We start from the raw sequence: 25,809 nt of genomic DNA on the forward strand, positions 1-25,809 counted from the left end.
GCGCGCCCGGGAACTCGTCGACCAGGGCACCCCCATCGAGGCCGCCTGCCGCATCATCATCCTCGAGGACCAACTCGAAGAAGCCCAGCGCATCAACGCCGAATACCGCGCCGCCGCCGAATCGGAGAACCCCAAGACCCCGTCGGGCTGAGGCGCGGGCTGAGCTCTGGGTACTCCCGGGCGAGGGCCGGGTTCAGCGTCGACGCGACGACCTGCTGCGTGCCCAGCCTCCGGCTCCCGCCAGATGGAGGGCCAGAGCGGTGAGTCCGAGGAGCATGACGTTCACGGAGGTGAAGACGTCGTTCGTCGAGATGTCGGCGGCGTTGATCAGGAAGGCCAGGAAGAACAGCACGGCGGCAGCTATCGCGAACATGTGAAGTCCTGTTCCTCGTCGGTGTTGTTGAAGGCGTTGACTACCGAGTGCCCGCTTTTGTGTTCCGTACCGCTTCCCGGGTAGTTGCAGGGAGAGCGAGGACGCAGTGTCGCTGCCCTTGCCGAACGACCAACACCCTGGAGGATTCATGGCCGGCATTCTCGACCGGATCAAGCGGTTCAGCCGTAGCCCGCAGGGCAGGCGGGCGATCGCGACGGCGCGCCGGACCGCATCGGACCCCCGCAGGCAGGCCCAGGCTCGCGGGTGGCTCGCTCGGCTGCGCCGCCGGTGAGCGCGGTGCGGGACCGGTAGGCACAGGCGCCGCGAGGGTCGTCGAGGACCCGGTCAGGCGGGCTGTCCGGGTGCGGGAACGGAGAGGGCGGTGCGCGCTGCGGTGAGGATGCCCGTGGCGCGCGGGAAGTCGTTCAGCTGGCGCCGCAGGGAGTCGAGGGCGGGCAGCAGGCTCTGCGGCGGAACGCCCCTGGCCTGGAGGATGTCGGCGGTCCACCTGATGAAGACGGTGAACAGGTCGGCGTCGTCGACGTACACGGCGGTGGCCAGGTGGGTGACGATGTGGTCGATGTCCTCGGCGGTGCGCTCGAGTTGGTACTCGGTGTAGGAGCGCATGGGAGGGAACGCGTCCTCGACGTCCGTGAGGGTCTGTGCGACCAACTGCCGTTTCGTCTGCCTTATCAGGGTGTACTCCTGGTCGCTCAGATGCGGCAGGTCCAGGTCGGGCAGGCGGGCCGCGTCCGCGGTGGGCCGTTCGAGGCCCTGCTTCAGCAGGGTGTGGGCACCGGGGGCGTCCGGGGCCCAGGCGGCCTGCATACGGTGGGCGTAGCGGCCTCGGGGGCCGAACGCGGCGCCGCCGGCCATGACGGGGACGCCGGAGGCCTGACAGGCGCTGATCGCGGTGTGGGCGGTGGGCAGATGCGCGGAGATCGACGAGGACAGCAGTACGGCGTCGGTCGGCCGCTGGTGGAGGTGGGCCATGAGGTGCTCGGTGGGGACCTGTGCGCCCAGGTAGTCCACGTGCCAGCCGCGCAGGCGCAGCACCTCTGCGACCAGGCGGGCGGGCAGGGCGTGCCATTCGCCGTCCACGCACGCGACCGTCACCCGGCCCAGCGGCGCCGCGTCGGCCAGTATCGGAGCGGCCAGGTCGGCGACGGCGGAGATGCAGCGTTCGTTGATGGCGGTTGCCGCGTGCTCCTGCGCCACCGTGATGGCGTTGGCCGCCCATTGGATGCCGACGCGTTCCTGCACCGGCGCGATCAGCTGCAGCAGCGTCCGCTCCGCCGCGGCCAGCACCTGCGCGGAAGATCCGTCGCCCACGGCGTACCGTACGAGGGCCACGGCATGGATCACGTCGCAGTCGAGCGCCGCCCGCCACAACTGCTCGCGCAGTTCGTCGTGGCTGGGCGCCGCCCTGTGTGCGGTGACATCTGATGCGATGTGCGCGGTGACGTCTGATGCGGTCATGAAGCGAACCTGCCTCGGGTGTGTCCGTCCACGGCCACGTGGTGGCTGGTGGGCGGCGCGGTGATGGCCAGTACGGCCGTGTCGTCGTGCGGCCCGTCGCCGACCCATTGCGTGGCGACCATCTGGAGCCGTTCGGTGACCGCTTCGGCGGGCAGGCCCGCGCACTCGGTCAGCGTGTGGTGCAGGCGCTGTTCGCCGAACATGACATCGCCGAGCGGGCCGCCGCGGGCCTCGGTGACGCCGTCGGTGTACAGGAGACAGGTCTCCCCCGGGGCAAGGTCCACGGCCGCGGTGGTGATCGTGACCCGGTCCGTGGGGAGGACGCCTATCAGCACACCCTTGGTGTCCACCTCTTCCACCCGTCCGTCGACGCGCAGGATCAGGGGGGCGGGGTGCCCGGCGCTGGAGACCCGCAGCCGTACGCGGCTTCCTTCACGCCGGACGGAGGCCAGGGCCAGTGTCGCGAACCGTGAATGGCGCGAGGACAACAGCGCGTTGTTGAGCAGCATGAGCAGCTTGAGGTGGTCGGCGGCGAACGGCAGCAGCGCCTCGATCGTGTTACGGATCTTCCCGGTCAGTACGGCGGCCTCAAGTCCCTTGCCGCACACGTCGCCCAGGACCACGAAGGTCTCCGCGTCGTCGCTGTCGGCGGGATGGACGTCGTAGAAGTCGCCGCCGATCCGGTCGGTGGCCGACGCCGCACGGTAGCGGCCGGAGTAGTCGATTCCGTGCACGCTCTCCAGGGACGGCGGCAGCAGATCCCGCATCAGTACGTCCGTTATGTGGACCTGCTCGGCATGGATGCGCGCCGAGGACAGGGCCACGCCCGCGCGGGCGGCGAAGAGCCGGACGAATGCCTCCTCGGTCTCGGTGAACACCGCTTCCCGGCTCTGCCGCAGCAGCACGAGGGCACCGGCCGGCAGACCGTGCCCGGGCAGCGGCACCACCACGATGGAGCCGATCTGCGCCCGCCCGCCTGTGAACTGCTCCGGGAGCGCCCAGTCCGGGACGAGGCCCGGGTCGATCCATCGCGAGGGCACGGGAGGGAAGCCCGCCAGCGCCTCCGCGAGGCCCGGCATGCTCTCCGGATCCAGCGCGACCGTCTCCTGCTCCACCGGCCCGCCGGTGACGCAGCGGGTGACGGGGTGCATACGGCCGGACCGGACGCCGACGACGACCGCCGCGTCCGCGAGATGCTGTGCGGCCATGCGGGCGGTCGCCTCCATGCACCGGTTCACGTTCAGCGATGCCAGAAGCTCGCTGGACACCTCCCGCAGGATGCGTGAGCGGGCCCTCTCCTGGGTCAACTCCTCGCGTACGTGGCGCAGTTCACGGTCTTCGACCAGCCACCACGACACTGCGCCGTCGGCCGCGCGGCTCGGGAACGCGTCCACCGTCGCCTCGCCGATGCGGCCTCTCACCGCCGCGGCCGGGCCCGCCCCGTCGTCCCTGGCGGCCCCGGCGACGTGGGCGTGCGCTTCGGTCAGCCAGGAGGGCGCCACGTCCGCGAGCAGCGCGCCGATCCGCACACCCTCCAGGAGGGCGACGGCCTCGTCGGTGTACGACAGCACTCGGCCCGTCCCGTCCACCGTGACCGACGGGTACGCGGCGCCGAGGTCGGCAGCAGGTCTGGCGCTTCGGTAACTCACCGGCTCCGTTGGGGACTTCATCACGCGGGTCCCGCACAGTGCGGGACCCCACCACCCTTCGCTGGGACCCGGGGGCCCTGGGGCCGCCATCAACGCTGGACGGCCGCCCTAGGCTGCTCCATGGTCATCACAAGTCTTCATTGTTGCCATAGGGCAACAATGGCACGATCGAAGAGTACGCGACACCCCGTCCGACCCGGCGCACCCGCGGCCCCGCCGACTCGACAAAAGCTGCCGAGCCGTCAAGAGCACGCGCCGGGTACCCAAGACGTCGGAGATAAACCGAAATCCGTTGGCCCCGAGGATGTTTGCCTCGCTGCGGAGCGGCCAGTCGGAGGGCAGCACATGAAGTCGATGCCAAGGGAGTGAGCGGAAATGACCGCCGGCGAGAAGGCCAAGGCAAAGACCGAGCAGGCCACTGGCGCCGCCAAGGAGGCCGCCGGACGCGCCATGGGCAACGAACGACTCACCGCGGAAGGCCGCACCCAGCGGATGAAGGGCGACGCCCGCCAGGCCAAGGAAAAGACCAAGGACATCGGCAAGCACTGAATTCATCGCACTCGCACACGTGGTGGGCCGCCCCTTCCATGGGGCGCCCCACCACGTATGCGCCCGTTTCGGGGAGCCCGGCACAGCGTCCGGACATCAGGAGCGGGCGTCGCGGCCGAACCAGTCCAGGCACAACACCAGTGCGTCGTCGTGGACTTCAGGGCCGGAGCCCGCATCCAGGTACTCGGACAGCTCGCGCAGGATCGCGCGGGGCACGGCGGCCGCCGGGAGGAGGCGCGCCGCCTGGATCGCACGCGCCAGCATCCTCTCGCCGAAGACCTCGCCCTTGTCCGACAGCGCGGCGAACACGCCGTCGCTGACGAAGACCAGCCGGTCCCCCGGCACCACCTGGAAGTCCTGAGTGACGTAGTCGGTCTCCTCGAACATGCCCAGCGGCAGCTGTTCGTGGAAGGAGATGTGCTCCACCGCCTTGCCCCGGTGGCGCCACAGCTGCGGAGACCCGCCGTCGACGACCTTGACCCGGCCGGTGTCCAGGTCGAAGGAGAGCAGCAGCGTCGCGACGTACTGCTTGCCGCGGTACTGGGCGTAGAGGGCCTGATCGGCCAGCGCCGCCTGGTCCGCGATGCCGATACCCGCTCGCCGTGCGTTGCGCAGGGCGTTGACGGCCAGGCTGGTCAGCAACGACGCCTGGATGCCCTCGCCCATCCCGTTGGTGATGCTGAGGGTGAGCGTCCTCTCGGTCTCGGCCCAGTCGAAGTTGTCGCCGTAGATGGCGTACGCGGGCTCCAGTTGGGCCCCGATCGCGTACTCCTTGCCGACGCAGGCCCGTCCGGGCAGGAGGTGCCACTGCACCTCGGCCGCCAGCGTGAGGCGACCGGCCCGACGGGCCTGGAGGTATACGTCCGTGTCCCGTTCCGCGACGAGGATCTCGTGTCCGATGACGTCGGCGATCGCCGTGACCTCGTCGACGACGTGCGGCAGGACCTTCTCCTCCGGCAGCCGCACGGACAGGACTCCGAGCCGGTCGCCGTGCGCGGTGACCGGCACGTGCAGCTCGACGGAGTCCTCGTGCCGGACGGTCTGCGCGGGCTCGCGGCTTTCGAGGGCCCGCCCCTGCGGGCTGCCGTGGACCGGCAGCGACAGACGCCCGCTCGGGCCTGCGGTGACGGATTGAAGCACCGTGTAGCTGTAGTCGACGAGCAGCAGATCGACGTGCAGCGCCCCGTAGTGCTCGACCAGTGCGGCCCGAGCCGTGGGAACGAGGTCGTACGGTGCGGCGGTGCGCAGAGCGCGTTCCACAGCCAAGAAGTTGGTCACGGCAGCCTTTATTGGTGGTGCGAGCGCAGCTCAGCGGTGGTCGGGAGATGATGCCGAACAGAATCGTGGCCACCAGGAAAATATTGTCGTGGGGCAACGGTTCAGAGTATCTCCCGTGCCCGACGGGCTCATGACCTCGGCGTGCCAGAGGGGGTCACCAGAGGGCGTCAGGCGATCGCGGGCGCGTCCCCATCCTCGTCCGCTGCCCCCCGCAGGCCGACGTGGGCCGTCGCGGCTTGCCGCAGCTTCTCCAAGCCCTCGGACAGTATGCCGAGATGAGCCGGCTCCATCGTCCGCAGCACCGCCTCGACCTCGCGCGTGCGCGCCCGGCGCAATTCCTCGAGCACCTTCGCGCCCTGAGCGCTCAGGGTCAGTTCGATCTCGCGCCGGCTCGTCGCGCTGGGGACCCGCTCCAGCAGGCCGGCGGCTTCCAGGCGGTCGCACAGGCGGCTGACGGAGGACGGTCCGATGCCCAGCACGTCTCCCAACGTGCGCTGGTTCACGCTTCGCTGCTCCTCGATCGCCTTCAAGGCGCGCAGCTGCGAAGGGGGGATCGGCCCCGACGGCGCCTTTTCCTGTGCCCGTCCCCACAGGACCTCGAGCAGCTCGCCCACGTGGTTCGCGGTGTGCGCCACCTGCTCGGGGTTACGGGGAGGAAGATCGCGGGGCATTCATGCACCCTCTCTGCCGGAGAGTGTCGTGGCTGGCTGCCGAGCATACCGCCACGGACAAACCACCCGGACCGCGCGGCGCACCCGGCTACCCGTTGCGCCGGGCGATGTCGGCGTTCAGAGCAGTGGGGTGCGCGCCTTGAAGAACGACCAGCCGAAGCCCGCGTTCAGTGCGAGGTTCACGGCGAACGCCTTCCCCCACCGACTGCGCTCGTCCGGCGGAGCCTGCCGCAGAGCGCGCCCTCCGGCGCCGGCGATGGAGAGGTACAACGGCGTCCACACCGCGCCGAACGCCCGGGGCGGCGGCTGCCACGGCGGCTTCTTCAAGGACCGGTACCAGGAGTCGTCGGGGTCGATGACCAGCGATCCCGTGACCGCCGCGGCCACCACTCCGGCGCCCGCCACGCCATGGCTTCGCAGTGCGCTCGGCGCCGGCCGGTGCGCCGACCTCGTCAACCTGGTCAAGAGCCGCATACCTCCACACGTCGTGCCAGAGCCTGAACATGGCGCTGCGCCGCCCGGCGGGCGGCGCAGCGCTCAATTCTCTCCGGAAAGGTTTCAGAAGGCGTTACTCCGTAGCCATCAGCCCCTCGCGGAGCCCGGCCACCACCTTCGAGATCAGGCGGGACACATGCATCTGGGAGCAGCCGAGCTCGTCGGCGATGTCCTGCTGGGTGCGTTCCTCGACGAAGCGGAGATGGATCAGGCGCCGGTCCCGCTCGTTCAGGTCCACGATCAGCGGGGCGAGGGAGTGGAAGTTCTCCACGAGTTCGAAGCGTTCCTCGTCCATGCCGATGAACTCGGCGAGCATCGTTTCGGACTCGTCGTCGGCCCCGTTCACCGCCGCGTCCAGGGAGACGCTGTTGTAGCCGTTGGACGCCTTCTGCGCCTCGGCCACCTCCGCCACGTCGAGCTGCATCAGCTCGGCCAGCTCCGCCGTCGAGGGCGAGCGGCCCAGCCGGGTGCTCAACTCCTCCCTCGCCTTGGACAGTTCGACCCGCGCCTCCTGCAGACGGCGCGGCACATGCACGGCCCAGGACGTGTCACGGAAGAACCGCTTGATCTCACCGACGATGTAGGGCACGGCGAACGACGTGAACTCGACCTCGCGGGTCAGCTCGAATCGGTCGATCGCCTTGATCAGGCCGATCGTGCCGACCTGGACGATGTCCTCCATCTCCTCGGGCCCACGGTGCTTGAACCTGGCGGCCGCGTAGCGCACCAGAGAAAGATTCATCTCGATCAGCACGTTGCGCACGTAGCTGTACTCGTGCGTGCCCTCTTCCAACTCAGCGAGGCGGCCGAAGAAGTGCCGGCCGATCTCACGGGCGTCTTTCGGGCGAACGGAGGAAGGGTCGGCATAGGCGCGCTCGATCAGGTTCACCTCGACCTCGTCGGTCGTGATGTGCGTCTGCTGGTGAACTGCCGCGGTGGTCATCGCCGTACTCCCCTGTCTCTCGTCGTATGGCCTTCGGACTTCCCCGTACGCCTGCGGTTACCCCCGAGTCATGCGCGTATACATACGGTCAGTTGTGTCCTGGCACACGGGCGTTCACGCCAACGTCAGGACGGCTGTGACCGTCTTCCCGCCCGGCTCCCTGTCGACCTGCACGCGCGAGCACAGGCGCTGGACGACCATCCAGCCGTACCCGCCCTGGCTGCCGAGCGCCGGGGCCAGGGCCCTCGGCACCTCACGGCTGGCATCGCTGACCTTCAACTGCAGCTCGTTCCCGGCCAGTCGGGCGCAGAAGCCGGTCACCGCTCCCGCGTGCAGCAGCGCGTTCGTGACCAACTCGCTGACCACGAGCAGCGCGTCGTCGCGCAGTTGCTGCGCGCGGGCCACGGACAGACCGCCGCACGCCCCCATCAGTACCGAGCGGACCTGCATCCGGGCGTCCGCGCAACTGATGTCCTCGGGCTCCGACTCAGTCGCCGTTTCCCCCGCTTCCACAACGGCCATCACGCCGTCGGTTGTGGCGTCGTACATGTACGGTCACCGCTCTCATCGGATCGGTCCGTGTCCGTATGCCCGACCCGGCGGGCCCCACACGTTGCCCGGCGTTCGCACCTGTCCTGCCCTCGCGGTGTCGGTCACTGTGCGCTGGAACGCGCCGCGTCGAGTTCGGTGGAGGCGTCGGCCGTGGCGAGGGTGCCGCCTGCGGTCTCCAGATGGGCTCGTACGAACCACTGGAACTGTTCCAGGTCCCGCAACTGCCCGATCAGCAGGTCCTCGGTGGCCGCGTCGATGGCTCCCACCTCCTTGACCGCGGCACGCAGGTCCCCGATCACACCGGTGTAGACGAGATCGAGCGCACCGAGATGGGCGATGGCATCGGCCCGGCCCACGCTGTAGTCCTGCCACGAGCGCTCCGCGACCAGCGCGCCCGGCGTGCCCTGGGCGACCCCACCCAGGGTGGCCATGCGCTCGGCGACGTCGTCCGCCATGGCCCGGACGCGGTCGACCTGCGGGTCGAGCATTTCGTGCACGGCGATGAAATGCGGGCCCACGACGTTCCAGTGCACGTGCTTCAGCGTCAGATGAAGGTCGTTCAGCGCGTGCAGCCGCTGCTGGAGCAGCGAGATCATGGTCTCGGCATCCTTGGTCGGGATGCCGGGCACGGTGTACTTCGGGGCAGCCTCGGAGGTCAAGGTCATATCTCCTGTCTCGTACGGGATTGTCCCGACCTCGTACCCCCGTTCCTGCTGGGTATGTCCCAGGAACTTCAGCCCTCGATTTCCCTCACGGCACCCCTCGGGGCTCCGGCATGCCATGATCCTACTCAGCAGTAGCTTTGCGTCGTGAGTCGGAAGCCGAATGCCGAACGCCGTCAGTTGGAGGAATCCCGTGGCCCGCGTCTTCACCGTGAGCGACAGCATCACCATCGCCGTGTCGCCGGACTCCGCGTACGAGGCCGTCAGCCGCCCCGCGGACATGGGGCGCTGGAGCCCGGAGAACCTCGGCACGACGGACGAGTCGCCCGCGGGGCCGGCCGGTCCCGGCACCACGTTCGTCGGCCGCAACAAGCGCGGAGCGTTCCGGTGGACGACCCGATGCACGGTGACGGCGGCCGAGCCGGGGCGCCGCTTCGCGTTCCGCGTCCATGCGATCGGGCTCAACCGGCCCTTCCTGCGCGGCCCCATCGCCACCTGGGAGTACCGGTTCGAGCCGGCCGGCAGCGGCACCCGCGTGACGGAGACCTGGACCGACGACCGGCGCGCCTGGCCGACGTTCGTGGCCAACGCCTTCGACCGTGTCGCCACCTCCGGGAAGACGTTCGCCGTATTCCAGAAGCGCAACATCGAGCTGACGCTGCACAACCTCAAGCGCGAACTCGAAGGCGAACACGACACCACGCACTGATCGGAACCGGTTCAGCCCACCAGATCGGGAGAGCGCAGCATCGCCGACGGGATGCCCCACGCGTCGACGAGATCGACCGCGAGGGGCCTGATCTTGCGGCAGAGGTTGTTGATCTCACGGCTGATCGTCTTGGAACGCTGGACGGTCAGCCGGCCGTGTTCCATGAACCACGCCCGGTCGGCCTCGATCGTGGACAGGGCGAACAGGTCGCACAGCAGCCCCAGTGCGACCTTGTTGCCGTCGTCATTGTCGTCGCCGTCCGGCAGCGTGCGCAGTTTGTCGACGAACGCCTCGAGGATCAGGCGTTCGACATGCGCGCGGGCCACCGCGATCACGTGATCCTGTACGTGGGAGAAGACGACGCCGGGATCGCGCTTCTCGTCGAGGCCGCGCTTGAGCCGCCGGGCCAGGCCGGCGAGCATGTGCTCCTCGCGGAAGCGGACCATGGCGAGTTGGTAGTCCGGGTCGAGCAGACCGGCCTCCTGGTCCCAGTCGTCGCCACCGGGCAGCAGGTCGCGCACGCGCTCCAGCAGCTTGTGCACCGACGTCCGCTCTATGACCGTCTCCACGGCCTGACCGGTCACGAACCGGACCATGCCGAGCTGGTCGAGGTCCTCGAACTCGTGCGCGTAGTTCGTGAGGAGCCCCTTCGCCACGAGTTGCAGCAGGACGTGGTTGTCGCCCTCGAAGGTGGTGAAGACGTCGCTGTCGGCCTTGAGCGCGGCGAACCGGTTGACGGCGAGGTAGCCGGCGCCGCCGCACGCCTCGCGGCACTCCTGGATCGTCCGCGTCGCGTGCCAGGTGCCCAGCGCCTTCGTGCCGGCGGCCCGGGCCTCCAGCTCCCGCCGCGCCTGCTCGTCGTCCTGGTCCCCCGAGAAGACCTCGTGCAGCTGGGTGCGCACCACGTCCTGGGCGAAGTGCAGGGCATAGGTGCGGGCGAGCAGCGGCAGCAGTCGGCGCTGGTGCATCCCGTAGTCGAGCAGCAGTTGCTCCTCGCCGTCCGACGCCGCCTCGAACTGCCGGCGGCGCACCGCGTACTTCGTGGCGATCGCGAGGGCGACCTTGGCCGCGTTGATCGCACCGCCACCGACGCTGACCCGCCCCTGGACGAGGGTTCCGAGCATGGTGAAGAAGCGGCGGCCGGGGTTCTCGATCGGGCTCTCGTACGTGCCGTCGGGCGTGACGTCGGCGAACCGGTTGAGCAGCGCCTCGCGCGGCACCCGCACTCCGTCGAACCAGAGGCGGCCGTTGTCGACTCCGTTGAGCCCCATCTTCCGGCCGGCGTCCTCGATCCGTACGCCAGGTGCCGGTGCGCCGTCGACACGGATCGGCACGACGAACGCGTGCACCCCTTCCCTCTTGCCGTCCACCTCCAACTGGGCGAAGACGACGGCCAGTTCGGCGTGCCGGGCGGCGTTGCCGATGTAGTCCTTGCGCGCGGCGTCGCCGTGCGTGGTGATCACGAACTCCTGGCTCGCGGCGTCGTACGTCGCCACGGTGCCGAGCGCCTGGACGTTGGAGCCGTGCCCGGTCTCGGTCATCGCGAAGCAGCCCATCAGCTTCCCGGTGATCAGATCCGGCAGATGGGCCCGGTGGTGCCGCTCGGTGCCGAGGTGCAGGATCGCGCCGCCGAAGAGGCCGAACTGCACCCCCACCTTCACCAGGAGCGACAGATCGCCGTAGGCGAGCGTCTCGAACGCGGCGATCGAGGCGCCGATGTCACCGCCCCCGCCGTACTCCTTCGGGAACCCCATCCCCGTCTGGCCCGTGGCCGCCAGTTCGACCGTGAGCTCGCGCACCCGCTCGCGGAACGCGTCGATGCCGAGTTCCTCGGCCTCTTCGAGAACGGAGGCGTGCGTCGACAGGTTCGTGCGGACCAGGTCGCGGATCTCGGCGTACTCGCCGTCGAGCAGCGCGGTCAGGGCCTGTACGTCGACGACGGGGGACTTGGAGGCATCGTTGATCATGGACTTCTGGTACCCCGTGAAGGCACGTTGCAAGCGGTCCCCCGAGGCCACACGGGTGCTTCCCATGGTGTGAGCGGCGCTGCTGGAAGCGGATGACCTTCGGCTGTCACCCCTCACGAAGGCGGAGGTTGTCCGCCTTGATGCCGGGCAGCTTCGCTTCCAGCGAGTACGTGGCGATCACCGCGGCCTGAAGCGCCGCGACCAGGATGGGCAGGCCGATGAACAGCAGGGCGATGCCGTCGCTCACCTCTGAAGTGACGGCGCCGGGGCGGTAGTTGATGCCCGACAGGCCCCAGGCGAGACACGCCGACCCGAGGGCGGCGCCGATCTTGGTGCTCATGCTGTAGCCGGCGAACAGCAGGCCCTCGTCGCGGCGCCTGCTGCGCCACTCGTGCCACTCCGCCGTGTCGGCCACCAGCGCGGGGCCCGCGACGAATCCCAGGCCCCCGACCAGGTTGGCGACGAAGAACACCGCGGTGAACGCGATGAGGTTCTCGCGCAGGAAAAACAGCAGGCCGCTGAGGACGATGCACATCACCAGGCCCAGCAGGATGCCCCGGCGCTGACCCAACAGCCGCAGGAGCCTCGCGGTGACCAGGGAACCGAGCACCGCGGACAGCGAGAACGCCAGCAGGATGACCGGGACGGCCGACGGCTTGTGCAGGACGTGGAGGGCGAAGTACACGGCGCCGCCGGTGATGATGCCGAGCCGCGCGAAGGACAGGATCGAGAACGAAAAGACCGTCAGCCAGGGGCGGTTGTGCGCCAGCGACTTGATGGAGAGCCAGATCCCGGCCCTGTCCTTGGCGATCGGAGCCACCGGTACACGTTCCTTGACGAGGCCGAACACGGCCCAGAAGAGGATCACGCCGATCGCCGCGTACAGCGCCATCGTCCAGGCGAACCCGGACCGCGAGGTCGACGAGCCACCGAACAGGCTGATCAGCGGCTGCGTCGCGGTGGAGACCACGATGAGGCCGATACCGACACCGAACGAGCGCATCCCCGCCAGCTGCATCCGCGTCCCGGAGTCCCGCGTGGCCATGGCCATGAGCGCGCCGTACGGGACGTTGACCAGCGAGTACGCCAGTCCGACGAGCACGAACGTCACGTACGCGTAGACGATCGCGGCCGTACCGCCGCCGCCCGGCGTGAGGAACGTCAGCAGGGTCAGCGCGCCGAGCAGCGGTGCGCCGAACAGGAGGTAGGGCCGGGCGCGCCCCCACCGCGAGGTCGTGCGGTCGACGACCAGGCCGACCGCCGGATCGAAGAAGGCGTCGAGCAGCCGCGCGATCAGCATCAGCGTGCCGGCGGCGCCCGCCACGATTCCGGCGACGTCGGTGTAGAAGAAGAGCAGATAGCTGGAGATCGTGGTCCACGTCAGGTTCGACGCCACGTCTCCGAGGGCGAAGGCCGCCCGTTCACCGCGGCGCACCGCGCGTGGGTCGTCCGCCGCGCCGAGCGGCACACCGGCGACGCCATCGTCTTGGGCGGGGTCCGGCTGAACGGAGTCCCTGCCGGGCGTTCTGGGCTGCCTGGTGCTCATCATCGAGTCCTTCACCTCAGCGTCAATGCCTGGATGGCTTGCAGCGCATCTTGTGTGCCTCGCGGACCTAAGTCAACGCTTCGGACGGAACCTTTCGGACAGCGGAGCACTTCATGCCTCATCACGCGATCACTCTTGCCTTAGGCTCTGCAGGCACATAAGTTGAGCGCCCGTGAATGCGTCAGACAGAGGAGGCCCGGATGCCCCGTTCTGCCAGTGGATTCCCCGACGAGGTCGATGTCGCGATCGTCGGCAGTGGCCCGGCCGGAGCCGCCTACGCCCGCGCACTGAGCGAACTCGCGCCGCAGTTGAGGCTCGCGGTCTTCGAGGCCGGGCCGCTGATCAGTGACCCGCCGGGTACGCACGTGAAGAACATCGGTGACCCCGAGCAGCGGGCCCGCGCCCAGCGCGCCTCCGAGGGACCCCGTCCGATCGCCGAGGCCGTGTCGACCGACACCATGGACGACTACGCCAGTGACCAGCCGACGCTGCGGCGTCCGGGGACGTTCCTGCTGGAGAAGACACGGCAGCGGGACTCCGAGGACGGGCTGCCCGCCGCGGCGATGTCGAGCAACGTCGGCGGCATGGGCGCGCACTGGACGGGAGCGTGTCCACGCCCCGGAGACAGCGAAGTCATCGATTTTCTCCCGGAGTTGACCGACTGGCTGGGCGAGGCCGAGCGGCTGCTCGGCGTCTCCGCCGAGGTGCTGGCCGACGCGCCGTTCGCCGACGAGGTCCGCAAGCGCCTTTCGGTGGCTCTCGACCACGACCGCTCAGGGGACCGGCAGATCCAGCCGATGCCGATGGCCGTGCGTCGCACACCGGACGGCCAACTCCTGTGGTGCGGCGCGGACATGGTGTTCGGCGACGTCACCCGGACCAACCCCAACTTCTCGCTGCACGCGGAAGCGCTGGTGACCCAGGTCCTACTCGGTGACGATGGGCAGGGCGGGCAGGCCGCCCGCGGCGTGCGCGTACGTGACCGGCGTACGGACACCGAACACCAAGTCGCGGCCCGCTACGTCGTGGTGGCCGCCGACAGCCTGCGCACCCCACAACTGCTGTACGCGTCCGGCGTCCGCCCCACCGCTCTCGGGCGCTACCTCAACGACCAGCCGCAGCTCGTGTACGCCGTGCGCATGCGGGACCTGCCGGATCTCCCGCCCGCTCAGGACGACGGCGTGGGTGTCACGGCCAGCAGCGGCGTGGCCTGGGTGCCCTTCACCGACGCCCACCCGTACCACGGCCAGGTCATGCAGCTGGACGCCTCACCGGTGCCCCTGGCCGACGACGACCTGGCGCCCGGCTCCGTCGTCGGGCTCGGCTGGTTCTGCGCCAAGGATCTGCGGGCCGAGGACCGGATCGCCTTCCGGGACGACGAGTTGGACGGCTACGGCATGCCGGCGATGGACATCCACTACCGGCTCACCGAGGCGGACCACGCGGCCATCGACGGCGCCCGGACCGAGATCCTGCACGCGGCGGCCGCCCTCGGCGAGCCCCTCGACGACACCCCGCCCCTCCTCTTCCCGGCCGGCGCCTCGCTGCACTACCAGGGCACCGTCCGGATGGGCGCCACCGACGACGGCACCTCCGTGTGCGACCCGAGAAGCCAAGTCTGGGGTGTACGCGGCCTGTTCGTCGCCGGCAACGGCGTCATCCCCACCGCCACGGCCTGCAACCCGACCCTGACCTCGGTCGCCCTCGCCGTCGGAGGCGCGCGAAGCATCGCCGCCGCCGAAAGCTGACCTCACCGCCCTCACCGCCCCTTCCCGATCCATACCACCGGAGGCTTCATGCTCGACCGGGACATCATCCAGAACCGCGGCGTACGCAACGTCGACGCCGACGGGGAGACCATCGGCTTCCAGTTCCGCCTGCGGATGCCCAACTACCGAGGACTGTGGGGCAGCCTCATCGAAGGTGTCTCCGTAAAGGTCGGCGACCTGCGCTGGGACCGCGGGACACCACGGTGGACGCTGCAGGGCCGCGAGTTCACCTGCGCCGAACTGCGTACCTCGACCGATGTCCGCTGGCAGCTCGACGAGGCGGCCACCATCACGGTCCCCCACCCCGGCGGCCTGCCCGCGGGCGTGCACCTCCTCGAGGTCGACATCGCCCTCCAAGCCCCGTACATCCCGGCCGAGTTCCAGCCCTCGGTCTTCCACGCCGAGCGAAAGGTCACGCTCCTGTGACGCGCGGACACGACACCCTCGACAGCGGACACGACACCTTGAAGTACGGCGTCTCCCTCTACAGCTACACCGGAGACATCAACACCCTGCTCACCCTCGACGACGCCATGGCCGAGATCGCCGACCTCGGCGCGAGCGGCATCGAGATCCTCGGCGAGGGCAACATCAGTGGCTACCCCACGCCGAGCACCCGGTGGATCGACGACTGGCACACCGGCCTGGCCCGCCACGGGCTCACCGCCACCAACTACGGGTCCTGGATCGACTCGCGCATGTGGCAGCACCGCGATCTGACGGTCGACGAGGGTGTCACCATCCTCCGCCGGGACCTGGAACTGGCCTCCACCCTCGGTTTCACCACCCTGCGCCCCAAGATCGGCGTGATCTCGATGGACCTCAAGCCGCACCCCATCTGGGAGGCGGTCATCGAGCGCGTACTGGACCGCGCGGCCGAACTCGACATCGTCATCTGCCCCGAGATCCACGCGCCCACCCCCATCAAGCACGAAGTCGTCGACGACTACCTCGCGTTCATCGAGCGCACCGGGACCGACCACTTCCGGCTGCTGATCGACACCGGCGTCTTCCAGCGCGCCGCGACCGACGCGCACCACGCCGGGCTCGACGAGGAGGCCCAGGAGGCCGGGTGGCGCCGCCCCCTGGCCGTACCGATGGCGGATCTGGTGGCGGTGCTGCCGTATGTCGCCTTCATCCAGGCGAAGTTCTTCGACATCACCGAGGACCTCACCGATCCGCACATCCCGTGGCAGGAGATCGTCACGACACTCGTCGAGCACGGCTACACCGGCTACCTCTCCAGCGAGTACGAGGGCGACCGGATCCCCTACCGCTCGCTCGAACAGGTCCGCCGCCAGCACGCGCTGCTGCGGAAGCTGGAGCGCGAGGCCAGAGGGCACTGACGCCCGTCGACTCCCCGCCGGCGGTGCCACCGCGACACCGCCCTCGGGGCGCATCGGCGCTGTCGTAACATCGCGTCAAAGGCAACCGCCCTGACGGCGAACGCGGAACGACGAACGGGGAAGACATGGACCGCCCGGTCCCGACCGGCAGCGCTCCGCCACCGGAGCAGCCGATGCCGTTCTCCCCCGCCGCCACCCTGCCGACCCTCGAAGCGGCGCCCCTCGCGATCGTCGTCGGCCTCGTCCGCTCGGGCCGCGCGACCACCCGCCCGGAGCTGGTCACCGCGACCGGCCTCAGCCGCAAGGTCGTCGCCCAGCGCGTCGACCAGGCCCTCGCACTGGGACTGGTCGAGGACGGTGAGCTGGCCGCGTCGTCCGGCGGCCGGCAGGCGCGGACCCTGCGCTTCCGGGCCGGAGCGGGACACCTCTACGCCGCGGTCATGGGCGCGTCCGAGTTCACCGTCGCGATCATGGACCTCTCCGGCGCCGTCATCGCCTCGCACCACGAGGACTGGGACGTCGATGCCGGCCCCCAGCCCACGATGGAGCGCGTGCAGTCGGCGTTCTCCGCGCTGGCCCTCAAGACCGGGCTCGGCAGGCCGTGGGCCATCGGGATCGGGGTGCCGGGACCGGTGGAGTTCGCCACCGGCCGGCTGGTGGCGCCGCCGATCATGCCCGGCTGGGACGGCTTCAGCGTCCGGTCCTGGCTGCGCGAGCACTACGACGCACCCGTCTGGGTCGACAACGACGTGAACCTCATGGCCCTCGGCGAGTGGACGTGCGGAACCCCGCGCGACGGCCGCGACATGCTGTTCATCAAGGTGGGCACCGGCATCGGAGCGGGCCTGGTGAACGGGGGCCGTCTGTTGCGCGGAGACCGCGGGGCGGCCGGCGACATCGGCCACACGCACGTCACCGACGACCCGTCAGCGGTCTGCCGGTGCGGGCAGACCGGCTGCCTGGAAGCCGTCGCGAGCGGCTGGTCCATGCTCGAGGAGTCCCACCGCCGGGTGGCGGAGAGCCCCTACCTCACCAAGACGCTGGAGCGGACCGGCCGGCTGACCCTCGGCGAGATCGGCGCGGCCGCGGTCACCGGCGACGCGCTGGCCCTGGAGATGATCGACAAGCGCTCCCGTCTGGTCGCCGACGTCATCGCCAACCTGGTCAACTTCTGCAACCCCGGAGTCCTCGTCCTGGGCGGCGGTGTGCTGCGCACCGGTCCCCGGTTCGTCGACCTCGTCTCGTCGACGGTCCGCGCGCGGTGCATCCGCCTCGTCACCGCCGGGCTGACCGTGCGCGCCGCGTCCCTCGACCATCTCGAAGGCGTCACCGGCGCAGGCCTCCTCGCCGCTTCGGGGCTCTTCGCCACGGGACCGCTCACCCACTGGGTGGAGAGCGGCACCCCTCTCGGCCACGCCACCACGCTGCAACGCCTCTCGGCGGAACTCACCTGATCCTCGCGGACGGCCGGCAGCACTTACGGACGGCCGTCAGTACTCCCGTACGGTCGTCACTGCCCGGGAACGGCGATGCCGGCCGCCCCCAGTTTCGCCTCGACCAGCCTGTTCAACCGGACGACGGACGCCGACTCGTCTTCCCGGTGGTGGTTGACCAGTGCGTACCGGGAGGCGGCGTCGGACTGGTTCTGGAACTCCGTCGGCATGGCCAGCAGCGCGCGGTCGGCCAGCAGCTTGTCGGCCATCGCCGACGCCAGTTCCTCGATCCGCGGGTCGTCCGGATCCCAGGACCTCGCCTCCCACCCCCGCTTGGTCAGCTCGACGGACTCGGGATCGTCGAGCGAACGCTCGAGCTGGGTCAGGAAGATGTCGAAGATCTCCGGGACCAGCGCCCGGGACAGCACCAGGGCCTCCCGCTGCACGGACACGTAGTCGGGACCGAAGCCGAGTTCGGCCAGCCGCTCCAGGACCGCGCAGGCCCGGTCGGGCAGCAGGGCCCGGTCGCCGTGATCCAGACGGTGCAGCCGGTCGCGGCGCGCGGTCAGGTCCTCGATCTGCTCGGTGAGCCGCAGGTGGACGCTGTCGAGGGTGGTGGCGAAGGTCTCGGCATCGGCGTCGAGCAGGTCGCCTATCCCGGCCAGTGGCACACCGGACGCGGCCAGGGTCCGTACCTGGACCAGCCGGAACAGCTCGCCCGATCGGTATCGGCGGTAGCCGGAGGCGTCGCGTTCCGGCTCGGCGACCAGGCCGAGCCGGTGATAGTGCCGCACCGTCTTGATCGTGACACCGACGAACGCCGCCGCCTGACCGATCGTGAGTCCGTTGACCATCGACTCTGCACACCTTCCCCTCGTGGTCCGTGAATGACTGCGGACCGCTGCCTCTGATCCAACCCCACTGTTCCGACCGGGGGTTGACCTTGCCCCTGGGTCAAGGATGCACGCTCTCCATACGGTCGCTTCGAAGGGCCGGGCAGCCACCGCGCCGCGGTGACAGCACACACTGTGAACAGGAGCGTCATCATGGGAACGAGCGACAACGGCTTCTCCGAGGCGGGGCTGCGCCGACTGCGCGAGGTGCTCGCACGGCATGTCGAGTCCAAGAAGATCCCCGGCCTTGTCGCCCTCGTCGGCCGCGGCGGCCGGACGCACGTCGAGGCGATCGGGACGATGCGTCATGACGGTGGCTCACCGATGCGCCGGGACACGATCTTCCGGATGGCGTCCACGTCCAAACCGGTCACGATGGCCGCGGCGATGATCCTGCTCGACGAGTGCCGGCTGCGGCTCGACGACCCGGTGGATCCGTGGCTGCCCGAACTCGCCGACCGGCAGGTCCTGAAGCGTCCCGACGGACCGCTGGACGACACCGTGCCCGCGCAACGGCCGATCACCGTACGGGATTTGCTGACCTCCACGTTCGGACTCGGCGTCGACTTCGAGTCGATGGCCTCCCCGATCAGGGCCGCGACCTTCGAGCGTCTCGACTACAGCGTGGCCTCCGGGCCCGCGCCCGAGCCGGACGAGTGGATGCGCCGCCTCGGCGAGCTGCCGCTGCAGTACCAGCCCGGAGTCCGGTGGCAGTACGACCTCAGCAACGAGGTCGTCGGTGTGCTCGTCTCCCGGGTCGCAGGACAGCCGCTGGAGACGTTCCTGCGGGCACGGGTCCTCGATCCGCTGGGGATGAAGGACACCGCCTTCCACGTGCCCGCCGGGAAGATCGACCGGCTGCCGCCGCTGTACGGGCCCGACCCGGCGACCGGCGAGTTCCTGGTGTGGGACGAGGCGGAAGGGGGCCGGTCCGCCACGCCTCCCGCCTTCCAGGGCGCCGGCGGCGGGCTCGTCTCCACCGTCGACGACTACCACGCCTACTTCCAGATGCTGTTGAACGACGGGATGCACGAGGGCGAGCGGATCCTGTCCCGGGCCGCCGTCGAGCTGATGACCACCAACCGCCTGACGCCTGCTCAACAAGCAGCCAGGAACGCCATGTTCAGCAACGTCGCCCATGTGTCGTCCGGCCAGGGAGTGGACGGCGGCTGGGGCTTCGGAATGTCGGTGCGCACCGAGCGCAATGGCTACGCGCCCGCCGGACAGTTCGGCTGGTTCGGCGGCACCGGCACCACCGCCTACGCGGACAGGACCAACCAGCTCACCGGGATCCTGCTCACCCAGGTCGGACTATCCACCGCGGATTCGCCGCGTGCGATGAACGACTTCTGGACCACGCTCTACCAGGCAGTCGACTGACCACGGGGTGGACCGTCGGCTCAGTTACGGACTCGACCGGGCGGAGATCAGCGCGCACCGCCCCGTACGGCGGTGAACGCCCGCTCTGCCCGGTCGATCTCCTCCAACTGCTTGAGGATCTCCCCCGGCGTCCCCTCCCCGACGACCTTCTGAAGCAGCGGCGTGTGATCGAGGACGGCGTCGCGCAGCGGACGTAGAGGAGCCGGCGCGTGATGGAACACCTTGCCGAGCGCCCACGCCGTCTGCGACTGCCGGGCGGTGTGCGGCTTGCGCGGCGTCTCGAAGGCGTCGAGGGCCCGGCGTACGGCCAGCCCATCCGTGAGGTCGACACCCGCAAGGCGCCGACCGAGGAAGTAGCCGTCCTCGGTTGCCATCCCGGCTCCGTAGGCAGCGTACGGGGAAGTGGGGTGGGCGGCATCGCCGATCAGCGTGACCCGGCCCTTCGACCACTGCTTGAGCGGCTTACGGTCCCGCAGCGGCCAACTCTGCACATGGTCAGGGTCGGTGGCGGCGATGAGCTGCGGCAGCGGGTCGGGGAAGCCGCGGGCGAGGCGGGCGGCGGCGCCGTGCAGATCGTCCGGCACCGGGCGGTCGATGTCGTGGGCGCTGAGCACCCACCACTGGAAGCCGTCACGGCCCTTGCTGCGGATGGCGGTCCAGGCGCCCTGAACGGTGGGGCTGTGGGTCAGCACGCACAGCCCCTTGGGCGCGGAGACGGTGTCGGCGAGGGTGTAGCCCCCGTAGAGCTGCAGATGGTGCGGCCGGATGGGCGAGTCGCCCCAAAGGGTGCGGCGGACAAGGGAGTTGATCCCGTCGGCACCGATCAGGACGTCGGCCTCGTGCACGGTTCCGTCGCCCATGTGGAGCCGGACCACGCGCTCGTCCTGCTCCACCTTCTCCAGCGCGTGGTCGGTGCGCAGCACGCCCGGCGGGAGCGCGGCGAGCAGCCGCTCGTACAGGTCGGGGCGGAGCAGGCCGATGAAGCCGCCACCGTAATCACGCACCACATGCTCGGGCAGCCGGACCCGTACGCGCCGCTTGCCGCGCACATTGCGGAACTCGCTCTGGCAGGGGGCTCCGAGGTCCTCGATGTCCACGCCGAGCAGGCCGAGGGCTTTGATGGGCGCGGGCCACAAATTCAGGATGTTGCCGGCCGGCCGGGTCTGGGCGTGCCGCTCGAAGAGCGTGACCTCATGGCCCGCCTGGTGGGCGGAGAGCGCGGCGGCCATCCCGGCGGGCCCGGCACCGACGACGGCGACCCGGCCCGGTCGGCCTGCGGCGGAAGGGGTGTGCGGCATGAGGCGTCTCCCGATGATCCCGATGGTTCCGATGGTTCCGGTGATCCCGACAATCAAAAGCGTAGTGTGCGATACGCTTTCTGTTCCGGGGACATTAGATCGGCCGGACCGGCCCATGTGTCAATGGCTACGAGCAGGTTTTCCGCCAGGAGGCCGGGAGTTCGGCAGTACGGGAGCAGGAGCGAGAATGGCCACCATGTCCACCACCGAAGGCCGCACCGACGACCTGGAGATCCGCGAGCCGCGCCAGGAGCGCACCCGCCGCGCGTGGGCCCGCATCCTGGACGCCGGTGTCTCACTCGTCGAGGAGGGCGGCTACGAGGCGTTCACCATCGCGGCCCTCTGCGAAAAGGCGCGGGTCGCTCCCCGGGCGCTGTACGACCGAACCACCAACAAGGACGCGCTCTTCCTCGCCGTCTACGAGCACGGCATCGCCCGCGTCGTCGCCGACCAGCAGCCCTTCCGTGACCCGGAGCGTTGGCGGGACATGCCCGCGGACGAGCTGATCACCGCCGCCGTCGCCCAACTGACGGACCTCTTCAGGCGACACGCGGCCTTCCTCAAGCCCGTGCTCCTGCTGTCCGGCGCCCACCCCGAAGTGCTGCGGCGCGGCCGGTCCCACGTCCACACCCTCGCCGACACCTTCACCGCGCTCCTGCTCGGCGTCCGCGACGAGATCACCCACCCGGACCCGGAGACGGCCGTACGCCAGTGCTTCGCCACGATCTTCTCCGCGTGCGTCGTCCGCACCGCCCACGGCGCGGACTTCGCCACGGAGGCGGTGGACCACGACACCTTCACCGCCCACCTCGCCCTGACGGCCGGCCGCAGCCTGCTGGCCGCGTCCCCGGCCGCCCCGGTGCGGTGAGACACCACCGCATCGCCTTCATGGTGTGTCAGGAGCCCGCGGATGGAAATGGAGCGACGTGAGCAGCCCGCTAACTCGAGATGAAATGTTGACTGTCTTTGCTGAGGACGAGTTGATACTCCTCGGTGAGGAGCTCCTGGGAGAGATCTCAGACGTCGACTCCAGGGAGGTACTGCGCACGCTTGGACTCCCGGTCTGGGAGAATCCATGGTTCGACATGGACGACGAGGTCTCCGAACGACTCCAGCACACTTCAGACTGGGACGTCGGCCTCACGGATCGGTTTGATGAAATTCCGCAGGGCGCCGAAGAGTGGATCTCACTCGGGACAATCCCGTATGACGACATTGCGTTCGACGCATCCACCGGGGTCGTCTACTGCCTCTCCGATGAATCTGGAATCTATCCACTCAACAGCAGTCTCCGAAATTTCATTCATTTTCTTTATGTACTGCAGTCGGAACGACCGAAATTCGACGTCGAACACGCAAGGTATGAGCAGGAAGGCGAGGGCGACCCGGAGGCAACGCGCCGCCGAGCCAAGGACGCCATGGAGAAAATCGACCCAACGGCACTGGAGCATCCAGATTCCCGCTGGCATGAAGTCCTGGACTGCATCGTCGATCCTGAATTGCATTATTGATCCCGCATGACAGGATCACCCTGCAAGGCACTTTGAAGCCAATGCTGTTGCTTTTGCTGTAGGCGGAGGCTGTCTGGGCGTGCCTCCTGCCCATACGATTGCGCCTCCTGCTCTCCGCGCATGCCTTACGCTTGCGCTTCACGCGGTCTGGGGAGTCCGCTGTTCCATGGGGGGGTTGTTAAGAGGGCCTACATTCGACGTGCCGTTTTCCTGGCCGTTCCTGCAGTCCTCGTCGCTGTGCTGACGGGATGCTCAAGCGGGGATGCGGCCAAGGGTGAGGCGAAGCCGGCGAAGGCGTCTGCGTCCGTGGCGGAGATGGACGCCGCCACGCCGGCCGAAGAGCCACCGGCCGTTCAGGCGCCGGTGCTTGTCGCCGGGACAAACGGCCCCTTCGACGTCCACGACGACTCAGGCAAGGCCGTGAAGACGCGGATGAACGTCAAGGTGGAGTCAGCGAAGTACGTGACGGCAACGGAGCTCGACACGTCGAACAAGCCGGAGCACGGCCAATACGTCGCCCTCAAGCTGACGTTGAAGAACGTCGGCAAGGCGCCCGGCCAGTTCGCAGCGTACGGCGCGATGACGTGGCAGGACTCGAAGACCGCGCCTCAGGACTGCACCACGCTTGAGATCGTCGACGGTCCGGACCTCGACACGGAGTACGCACCGGGACAGTCCGCGACAGGGACCGTCATCCTCGACGTTCCACGCACGGGCGGCACCGTCACGTACCACGACGCCCCGGGTACAGGCTCGTTCGCCGTACTCCTACCGCCCTCGTGAACGTAGTGAGCCCCGTCGCGGGAGAGTTCCTCCGCGGCAGGGCCGTGTCGTGCGCCATCACGCGCGGCGAACTGGCCGGCGCCGGGCCGAGATGGAGAACGCCGCTCGCTGCGCGAGCCCGCCACGCTGCGCGTTCAGAAGCGCTGCGGTGCAGCGGTGCTGTCGCCCCAATGTCAATTCACCTGCAGCCAGCGCTTCTTGAGAGCGGCTTCAGCGGGACGACGTTTCCCGGCGGCACAGTTGAGTTCGTGCAGGTACTCATCGGGTCCGGTACAGGGCGAGGCTGGTCGGCGTTCCGAGGGTGCGCCAGTACGGCCCGCCGTTTGCTCGCCATGCCGGCACGGTAGTGCGGGCTCACCGCCCATGTGGTGCTTCCGGCGTCACCGGGGACGTACGCGCCTCCGACCGTGCGGATAAACGGATGGCCGGGGGTGAGCGTGACGCGGCAGGATGCTCCGCATGACATTGCCCACCCCCGAGCTGCAAACGGCCCGGCTGCGACTGCGGCCGTTCACCGAGGCCGACGCGGCACCGCTCTACGAGCTGCACAGCAGCGCCCACGTGATGCATTACTGGGACTCCCCGCCGTGGACCGAACCGGCCCGCGCCCAGCGCTTCATCGCGACCTGCCGGACGATCGAGGAGGAAAGCACGGGAGCGCGGGTGGCAATCGACCGCGTCTCCGACGGCGCGTTCATCGGCTGGTGCGGCCTGACCAGCTGGAACCCGGACTTCCGCAGCGCGTCCCTGGGCTACGTCTTCGACGCCGCCGCGTGGGGCCACGGATACGCCACGGAGACCGCGCACGCCGTCCTGCGGTGGGCGTTCGAGACCTTGGACCTGAACCGCGTCCAGGCCGAGACCGACACCCGCAATGTGGCGTCCGCCCGGGTCCTGGAGAAGCTCGGCTTCGTCCGCGAAGGCACCCTCCGCGAGGACTGCGTCGTCAACGGCGACGTCTCCGACTCCTGGGTCTTCGGCCTCCTCCGCCGCGAGTGGCACCCGACGGCCGACCGCTAGGACCTGTCGTCAATTCCCAGGTCACATACCTGCATCATGCGGACCCCCTCCGCCTCCTCGCACCGGACGAACGCAGTTGCAGGTTCCTGGGATCGCCGCCGCAGGGGCGACGGCGCGCGGGCCGCGGGCACGGCCGGGCCGGCAGTCTGTTCCTGCGACAACGCGTCGTCCTGGTCGCACACTTGAGACGCAGCAACACCAACGACCTCTGGGGCGCGCCCTCAACCGCCGCCCGGGCCCGAAGTGCCCACCAGCACCGCTCACATAGCAGTAGCAGTCACGACCGGACGGCAGGGAGGACCACTCACTGGTGAGGTCGTCCGAGCAGCCCTCCACCCGCGCCTGATCCAGTACGGCGCCTGCACCCGGCCCCACGGCGAGTCCCCCGCAACGCCCACCCCGCTCACACCCGCCGGCGCGCCCCCGGCCCCAGTTCTGCGGTGACGTCCCGGGGAGTCAGCGAAGTGTGCTCCGCCGCGCACTGGACGGTGACATGGACCGGCGCGCCGCAGTCGGTGTGGCGGATGTCCAGGACCGGGCCGGGGCTCTCCGGGCCGAGGGCGTGGCGCTCTCCCCACTGGCCGAGCGCCATCAGGACGGGCCACAGTTCCCAGCCCTTGCGGGTCAGTCGGTACTCGTTGCGGGAGCGGCGGCCCGGCTCCTGATAGCGGACGGTCTCCAGGACGCCGACCGCGGTCAGTTTACGCAGCCGGTCGCTGAGGACGGCCTCCGAGAGCCCGATGTGGCGGTGGAAGTCGTCGAAGCGGCGCACCCCGTTGACGGCGTCGCGCAGGATCAGCAGCGTCCACTTCTCCCCCACCACGTCCAGGGCGCGCTGGACCGGGCAGTTCTCCGTGCTCGCCTCAAGCCACTCCATCCCGTCATCGTAGGGCCCTGGCTTCACCGTTGACAGTCAGATGCGGGCGGGGCTAGCTTCACTGAAAGAAGTCAGATGGTGAGGCGCCCGAGGGCGGCCGGACGGAAGGCGCTGGACTGTGGGACGCACGCGTACGTACAGCTGGGACGATCCCTCGATCCCGGCGCAGTCCGCCCGCGAGATGGCCGGCCTGGACTTCCTGCGCGCGCTGCAGGCGGGGAAGATCCCGCGGCCGCCCATCGGCCAGACCCTCGACTTCGACCTGGACGAGGTGGAGCACGGCCGGGCGGTCTTCTCCGTGCTGCCCGGCGAGGAGCACTACAACCCGATCGGCAGCGTGCACGGGGGCGTGTTCGCCACCCTGCTCGACTCGGCGGCGGGCTGCGCCGTCCAGTCCACACTTCCGCAGGGGATGGCGTACACGTCGCTCGACCTGACCGTGAAGTTCCTGCGGCCGATCACCGCGGAGACGGGCCGGGTTCGCGCCATCGGCACGGTGGTCAACGGCGGGCGCCGCACCGCCCTCGCCCAGGCCCAGCTGGTCGACGCGGACGACCGCCTGCTCGCCCACGCCACCAGCAGCTGCCTGCTCTTCCCGGTACCCGCGTAGCACCGGAGCCCCGCCG

26 protein-coding genes and 1 pseudogene are annotated in these 25,809 nt (G+C 69.5%); 13 read left to right on the forward strand and 14 right to left on the reverse strand.

Annotated elements, in window-relative coordinates; all coding sequences use genetic code 11:
* Positions 1 to 151, forward strand: a pseudogene (locus tag ACYSUO_RS32185) (MerR family transcriptional regulator); the annotation flags it as partial.
* Positions 152 to 193: 42 nt separating this feature from the next.
* Here the strand turns inward: ACYSUO_RS32185 and ACYSUO_RS32190 are convergent.
* The 3 genes from ACYSUO_RS32190 to ACYSUO_RS32200 all read right to left on the reverse strand — a co-directional run bounded on the left by ACYSUO_RS32190 (position 194) and on the right by ACYSUO_RS32200 (position 3,522).
* The gene (locus tag ACYSUO_RS32190; RefSeq protein ID WP_164300995.1) at positions 194 to 373 is read right to left on the reverse strand and encodes a hypothetical protein; all 180 of its coding nucleotides are present in this window, start codon (positions 371 to 373) and stop codon (positions 194 to 196) included.
* A 345-nt stretch (positions 374 to 718) separates the two neighbouring features.
* The gene (locus tag ACYSUO_RS32195; RefSeq protein ID WP_461779735.1) at positions 719 to 1,852 is read right to left on the reverse strand and encodes a cobalamin B12-binding domain-containing protein; all 1,134 of its coding nucleotides are present in this window, start codon (positions 1,850 to 1,852) and stop codon (positions 719 to 721) included.
* Positions 1,849 to 3,522: a PP2C family protein-serine/threonine phosphatase gene (locus ACYSUO_RS32200; RefSeq protein ID WP_461779736.1), complete on the reverse strand. Its 1,674-nt coding sequence runs from the start codon at positions 3,520 to 3,522 to the stop codon at positions 1,849 to 1,851. The genes ACYSUO_RS32195 and ACYSUO_RS32200 overlap by 4 nt, the downstream gene beginning before the upstream one ends.
* 354 nt (positions 3,523 to 3,876) lie before the next feature.
* Between ACYSUO_RS32200 and ACYSUO_RS32205 the strand changes: the two genes are divergently transcribed.
* The gene (locus tag ACYSUO_RS32205; protein ID WP_461779737.1) at positions 3,877 to 4,050 is read left to right on the forward strand and encodes a CsbD family protein; all 174 of its coding nucleotides are present in this window, start codon (positions 3,877 to 3,879) and stop codon (positions 4,048 to 4,050) included.
* A gap of 96 nt (positions 4,051 to 4,146) precedes the next feature.
* Here ACYSUO_RS32205 and ACYSUO_RS32210 read toward each other — a convergent pair whose 3' ends face one another.
* The 6 genes from ACYSUO_RS32210 to ACYSUO_RS32235 all read right to left on the reverse strand — a co-directional run bounded on the left by ACYSUO_RS32210 (position 4,147) and on the right by ACYSUO_RS32235 (position 8,648).
* Positions 4,147 to 5,328 carry a PP2C family protein-serine/threonine phosphatase gene (locus ACYSUO_RS32210; protein WP_461779738.1) on the reverse strand — a complete coding sequence of 394 codons (1,182 nt, stop codon included), beginning with the start codon at positions 5,326 to 5,328 and terminating at the stop codon, positions 4,147 to 4,149.
* Between the two features lie 167 nt (positions 5,329 to 5,495).
* A complete protein-coding gene (locus ACYSUO_RS32215) occupies positions 5,496 to 5,999 on the reverse strand; it encodes a MarR family winged helix-turn-helix transcriptional regulator (protein ID WP_461779739.1) in 504 nt (167 codons plus the stop codon).
* 117 nt (positions 6,000 to 6,116) lie between these two features.
* Entirely contained in the window at positions 6,117 to 6,404 is a 288-nt protein-coding gene (locus ACYSUO_RS32220) for a TspO/MBR family protein (protein ID WP_461779740.1), read from the reverse strand.
* Between the two features lie 163 nt (positions 6,405 to 6,567).
* On the reverse strand, positions 6,568 to 7,437 hold the full coding sequence (locus ACYSUO_RS32225; protein WP_461779741.1) for a SigB/SigF/SigG family RNA polymerase sigma factor: 870 nt from the start codon (positions 7,435 to 7,437) through the stop codon (positions 6,568 to 6,570).
* A 114-nt stretch (positions 7,438 to 7,551) separates the two neighbouring features.
* On the reverse strand, positions 7,552 to 7,986 hold the full coding sequence (locus ACYSUO_RS32230; RefSeq protein ID WP_461779742.1) for an ATP-binding protein: 435 nt from the start codon (positions 7,984 to 7,986) through the stop codon (positions 7,552 to 7,554).
* A 104-nt stretch (positions 7,987 to 8,090) separates the two neighbouring features.
* On the reverse strand, positions 8,091 to 8,648 hold the full coding sequence (locus ACYSUO_RS32235; RefSeq protein WP_461779743.1) for a Dps family protein: 558 nt from the start codon (positions 8,646 to 8,648) through the stop codon (positions 8,091 to 8,093).
* A gap of 196 nt (positions 8,649 to 8,844) precedes the next feature.
* Between ACYSUO_RS32235 and ACYSUO_RS32240 the strand changes: the two genes are divergently transcribed.
* A complete protein-coding gene (locus ACYSUO_RS32240) occupies positions 8,845 to 9,360 on the forward strand; it encodes an SRPBCC family protein (RefSeq protein ID WP_461779744.1) in 516 nt (171 codons plus the stop codon).
* Positions 9,361 to 9,371: 11 nt separating this feature from the next.
* Here the strand turns inward: ACYSUO_RS32240 and ACYSUO_RS32245 are convergent, their stop codons facing one another.
* Both ACYSUO_RS32245 and ACYSUO_RS32250 read right to left on the reverse strand, forming a co-directional pair.
* A complete protein-coding gene (locus ACYSUO_RS32245; RefSeq protein WP_461779745.1) occupies positions 9,372 to 11,327 on the reverse strand; it encodes an acyl-CoA dehydrogenase family protein in 1,956 nt (651 codons plus the stop codon).
* Between the two features lie 106 nt (positions 11,328 to 11,433).
* Complete coding sequence (locus ACYSUO_RS32250) at positions 11,434 to 12,873, reverse strand: MFS transporter (protein WP_461779746.1); 1,440 nt, start codon at positions 12,871 to 12,873, stop codon at positions 11,434 to 11,436.
* Positions 12,874 to 13,073: 200 nt separating this feature from the next.
* Between ACYSUO_RS32250 and ACYSUO_RS32255 the strand changes: the two genes are divergently transcribed.
* From ACYSUO_RS32255 to ACYSUO_RS32270, 4 genes are all read left to right on the forward strand, one after another.
* Entirely contained in the window at positions 13,074 to 14,621 is a 1,548-nt protein-coding gene (locus ACYSUO_RS32255; RefSeq protein ID WP_461779747.1) for a GMC oxidoreductase, read from the forward strand.
* 48 nt (positions 14,622 to 14,669) lie between these two features.
* On the forward strand, positions 14,670 to 15,068 hold the full coding sequence (locus tag ACYSUO_RS32260; protein ID WP_461779748.1) for a C-glycoside deglycosidase beta subunit domain-containing protein: 399 nt from the start codon (positions 14,670 to 14,672) through the stop codon (positions 15,066 to 15,068).
* Positions 15,065 to 15,988 carry a sugar phosphate isomerase/epimerase family protein gene (locus ACYSUO_RS32265; protein ID WP_461779749.1) on the forward strand — a complete coding sequence of 308 codons (924 nt, stop codon included), beginning with the start codon at positions 15,065 to 15,067 and terminating at the stop codon, positions 15,986 to 15,988. The genes ACYSUO_RS32260 and ACYSUO_RS32265 overlap by 4 nt, the downstream gene beginning before the upstream one ends.
* A gap of 125 nt (positions 15,989 to 16,113) precedes the next feature.
* Positions 16,114 to 17,442 (forward strand): ROK family protein, encoded by a 1,329-nt coding sequence (locus ACYSUO_RS32270; protein WP_461779750.1) that lies wholly within the window; start codon positions 16,114 to 16,116, stop codon positions 17,440 to 17,442.
* 56 nt (positions 17,443 to 17,498) lie between these two features.
* Here the strand turns inward: ACYSUO_RS32270 and ACYSUO_RS32275 are convergent, their stop codons facing one another.
* Positions 17,499 to 18,275 carry a MerR family transcriptional regulator gene (locus ACYSUO_RS32275; protein ID WP_461779751.1) on the reverse strand — a complete coding sequence of 259 codons (777 nt, stop codon included), beginning with the start codon at positions 18,273 to 18,275 and terminating at the stop codon, positions 17,499 to 17,501.
* 192 nt (positions 18,276 to 18,467) lie between these two features.
* Between ACYSUO_RS32275 and ACYSUO_RS32280 the strand changes: the two genes are divergently transcribed.
* Positions 18,468 to 19,694, forward strand: coding sequence for a serine hydrolase domain-containing protein (locus ACYSUO_RS32280; protein ID WP_461779752.1), 1,227 nt, complete (start codon positions 18,468 to 18,470; stop codon positions 19,692 to 19,694).
* A gap of 47 nt (positions 19,695 to 19,741) precedes the next feature.
* On the opposite strand, the gene ACYSUO_RS32285 is transcribed toward ACYSUO_RS32280, so the two are convergent.
* Entirely contained in the window at positions 19,742 to 20,992 is a 1,251-nt protein-coding gene (locus ACYSUO_RS32285) for an FAD-dependent oxidoreductase (protein WP_461779753.1), read from the reverse strand.
* 196 nt (positions 20,993 to 21,188) lie between these two features.
* Here ACYSUO_RS32285 and ACYSUO_RS32290 point away from each other — a divergent pair, with 196 nt between their 5' ends.
* From ACYSUO_RS32290 to ACYSUO_RS32305, 4 genes are all read left to right on the forward strand, one after another.
* On the forward strand, positions 21,189 to 21,860 hold the full coding sequence (locus ACYSUO_RS32290; protein ID WP_461779754.1) for a TetR/AcrR family transcriptional regulator: 672 nt from the start codon (positions 21,189 to 21,191) through the stop codon (positions 21,858 to 21,860).
* Between the two features lie 58 nt (positions 21,861 to 21,918).
* Entirely contained in the window at positions 21,919 to 22,503 is a 585-nt protein-coding gene (locus ACYSUO_RS32295) for an SUKH-4 family immunity protein (protein WP_461779755.1), read from the forward strand.
* A gap of 315 nt (positions 22,504 to 22,818) precedes the next feature.
* On the forward strand, positions 22,819 to 23,286 hold the full coding sequence (locus ACYSUO_RS32300; protein ID WP_461779827.1) for a DUF4352 domain-containing protein: 468 nt from the start codon (positions 22,819 to 22,821) through the stop codon (positions 23,284 to 23,286).
* A gap of 459 nt (positions 23,287 to 23,745) precedes the next feature.
* Positions 23,746 to 24,306 (forward strand): GNAT family N-acetyltransferase, encoded by a 561-nt coding sequence (locus ACYSUO_RS32305; RefSeq protein WP_461779756.1) that lies wholly within the window; start codon positions 23,746 to 23,748, stop codon positions 24,304 to 24,306.
* 403 nt (positions 24,307 to 24,709) lie between these two features.
* On the opposite strand, the gene ACYSUO_RS32310 is transcribed toward ACYSUO_RS32305, so the two are convergent.
* Positions 24,710 to 25,183: a winged helix-turn-helix transcriptional regulator gene (locus tag ACYSUO_RS32310; RefSeq protein ID WP_461779757.1), complete on the reverse strand. Its 474-nt coding sequence runs from the start codon at positions 25,181 to 25,183 to the stop codon at positions 24,710 to 24,712.
* 118 nt (positions 25,184 to 25,301) lie between these two features.
* Here ACYSUO_RS32310 and ACYSUO_RS32315 point away from each other — a divergent pair, with 118 nt between their 5' ends.
* Positions 25,302 to 25,793 carry a PaaI family thioesterase gene (locus tag ACYSUO_RS32315; RefSeq protein ID WP_461779758.1) on the forward strand — a complete coding sequence of 164 codons (492 nt, stop codon included), beginning with the start codon at positions 25,302 to 25,304 and terminating at the stop codon, positions 25,791 to 25,793.
* Positions 25,794 to 25,809: the final 16 nt, after the last annotated feature.

The organism is Streptomyces sp. UC4497, from assembly GCF_054871485.1.

Excerpts from the sequence above, each read along its gene's own strand:
- ACYSUO_RS32280 (WP_461779752.1), top strand. The coding sequence starts at position 18,468 with ATGGGAACGAGCGACAACGGCTTCTCCGAGGCGGGGCTGCGCCGACTG.
- ACYSUO_RS32290 (WP_461779754.1), top strand. The coding sequence starts at position 21,189 with ATGTCCACCACCGAAGGCCGCACCGACGACCTGGAGATCCGCGAGCCG.
- ACYSUO_RS32190 (WP_164300995.1), bottom strand. The coding sequence starts at position 373 with ATGTTCGCGATAGCTGCCGCCGTGCTGTTCTTCCTGGCCTTCCTGATC.
- ACYSUO_RS32200 (WP_461779736.1), bottom strand. The coding sequence starts at position 3,522 with ATGAAGTCCCCAACGGAGCCGGTGAGTTACCGAAGCGCCAGACCTGCT.
- ACYSUO_RS32285 (WP_461779753.1), bottom strand. The coding sequence starts at position 20,992 with ATGCCGCACACCCCTTCCGCCGCAGGCCGACCGGGCCGGGTCGCCGTC.
- ACYSUO_RS32225 (WP_461779741.1), bottom strand. The coding sequence starts at position 7,437 with ATGACCACCGCGGCAGTTCACCAGCAGACGCACATCACGACCGACGAG.
- ACYSUO_RS32245 (WP_461779745.1), bottom strand. The coding sequence starts at position 11,327 with ATGATCAACGATGCCTCCAAGTCCCCCGTCGTCGACGTACAGGCCCTG.
- ACYSUO_RS32260 (WP_461779748.1), top strand. The coding sequence starts at position 14,670 with ATGCTCGACCGGGACATCATCCAGAACCGCGGCGTACGCAACGTCGAC.
- ACYSUO_RS32195 (WP_461779735.1), bottom strand. The coding sequence starts at position 1,852 with ATGACCGCATCAGACGTCACCGCGCACATCGCATCAGATGTCACCGCA.
- ACYSUO_RS32230 (WP_461779742.1), bottom strand. The coding sequence starts at position 7,986 with ATGTACGACGCCACAACCGACGGCGTGATGGCCGTTGTGGAAGCGGGG.
- ACYSUO_RS32255 (WP_461779747.1), top strand. The coding sequence starts at position 13,074 with ATGCCCCGTTCTGCCAGTGGATTCCCCGACGAGGTCGATGTCGCGATC.
- ACYSUO_RS32205 (WP_461779737.1), top strand. The coding sequence starts at position 3,877 with ATGACCGCCGGCGAGAAGGCCAAGGCAAAGACCGAGCAGGCCACTGGC.
- ACYSUO_RS32300 (WP_461779827.1), top strand. The coding sequence starts at position 22,819 with ATGGACGCCGCCACGCCGGCCGAAGAGCCACCGGCCGTTCAGGCGCCG.
- ACYSUO_RS32275 (WP_461779751.1), bottom strand. The coding sequence starts at position 18,275 with ATGGTCAACGGACTCACGATCGGTCAGGCGGCGGCGTTCGTCGGTGTC.
- ACYSUO_RS32215 (WP_461779739.1), bottom strand. The coding sequence starts at position 5,999 with ATGCCCCGCGATCTTCCTCCCCGTAACCCCGAGCAGGTGGCGCACACC.
- ACYSUO_RS32250 (WP_461779746.1), bottom strand. The coding sequence starts at position 12,873 with ATGAGCACCAGGCAGCCCAGAACGCCCGGCAGGGACTCCGTTCAGCCG.
- ACYSUO_RS32270 (WP_461779750.1), top strand. The coding sequence starts at position 16,114 with ATGGACCGCCCGGTCCCGACCGGCAGCGCTCCGCCACCGGAGCAGCCG.
- ACYSUO_RS32310 (WP_461779757.1), bottom strand. The coding sequence starts at position 25,183 with ATGGAGTGGCTTGAGGCGAGCACGGAGAACTGCCCGGTCCAGCGCGCC.
- ACYSUO_RS32305 (WP_461779756.1), top strand. The coding sequence starts at position 23,746 with ATGACATTGCCCACCCCCGAGCTGCAAACGGCCCGGCTGCGACTGCGG.